1 protein-coding gene is annotated in these 1,306 nt (G+C 50.4%); it reads right to left on the bottom strand.

All coding sequences use genetic code 11. From position 1 onward, the window contains the following. Positions 1 to 277: 277 nt before the first annotated feature. Positions 278 to 1,162 carry a DUF1932 domain-containing protein gene (locus OXG87_08755; GenBank protein ID MCY3869634.1) on the bottom strand — a complete coding sequence of 295 codons (885 nt, stop codon included), beginning with the start codon at positions 1,160 to 1,162 and terminating at the stop codon, positions 278 to 280. Positions 1,163 to 1,306 lie beyond the last annotated feature (144 nt).

Raw genomic sequence — 1,306 nt, 5'->3', positions numbered from 1 at the left:
CGCCCGTTCGAGTTGAATTTTTACTTGCCCGGCACCCAGGAGTTGTGGTTCGTCTGTTTCGACGACCACAATGCGTCTGGGTGCGACGATTTGTGCTGCTTTCACTTACATCTCCCGGTTTAAATTTACCCACTGTTTTTTAGAATGCGTAATATAGCTTGTCACAATCGAAAAGTCAATTTGCCATTGGGCATATGTTTATAAAAAATAAATAAAAAATAAAATCCCCTTCTACATTTGATAGGAGAAGGGGATATTTTGTGTGTTGTCTTTAGATCTATTTATCTTTCGATTGCTCGGCAAAGATATCGATGACCTGCGCGAGTGTTCGGCTCCTGTCTCGCGTTTCGGGTGCTTCGTCTGCAAGTGGTGTTTCACTGACGAGTCGGTACATGTCTGCGGCGCCTTCGTATATTTTTGGCGTGAGTCCCAGATCGCCGAAGGTTTTGGCGATTTCCTCCATTTCACCTATCCACCGCTTTGCTTTGGTCGGCATTCCCGGCAAGCCCCGCTCCATGCCTGCCAACCGGTCTTGCTGACTCATTTCCCACTCTGCGATCAATCCTTCGTACAGGCCCATGCGCCGCGCGGCGATGAGCAGTTCCGTTTGTAGCGCGGTCGTCCCTTTGGTCTGTGCGGCATAGCACATTTTTAATCCCGACGCCTGTCCGATTTCATCGCCTACTTTTCGCGCGTCCAGCCCGTAATTGTTCAATTTTTCAAAGACCGATGTGTCTGGTCCCGAACAGTAAAACCGCGTGCCCCCAGGCTGGCGCGGCGGTCCGCCGATAATGCCCGCATCGACAAATACACTGCCCGCGTTTTCAATTGTTTTGCTAATGCGCACAGTTGTTGCCGGGGCTATTGCGTTGCAGTCGGTATATACAATCTGTTCATTCGTTTCTTTCAGGGCGTCAGCCACGCGAGCGGCTACTGATTCTGCTGCTGCGGGGACGAGAATGCATATTACGAGTGAGGCTTCGCGCACGAGGTCGGAATATGTGGGCACGTCTTCGATTCCCGCTATTTCTGCGAGCTTGCGCGTGCGCTTACTGCGGCCATTCAGGCAGGTTATTACCCGAGCGCCATTGGCGATTGCCACTTGTCCGACGACATGGCCCATGTCTCCGGGACTCAGTAAACCAACTGTGAAGGTTGACATTGTTCTCTCCTTTCTTACTAAAATCGATCTGTCCACCACATATACGGATTGCCTTTGGGAAACAGGATATCCAGCACAGGTAGCAGTTGTCTGGATATTTTTATTCCATCACTATAAGCAATGTCCATCACCTGTCGATACCCC

It is taken from the genome of Gemmatimonadota bacterium (assembly GCA_026706845.1).
Classification (GTDB): domain Bacteria; phylum Latescibacterota; class UBA2968; order UBA2968; family UBA2968; genus VXRD01.
The sequence above is the reverse complement of the archived record's forward strand: the minus strand, read 5'-3'. Positions and strand labels throughout refer to the sequence as shown.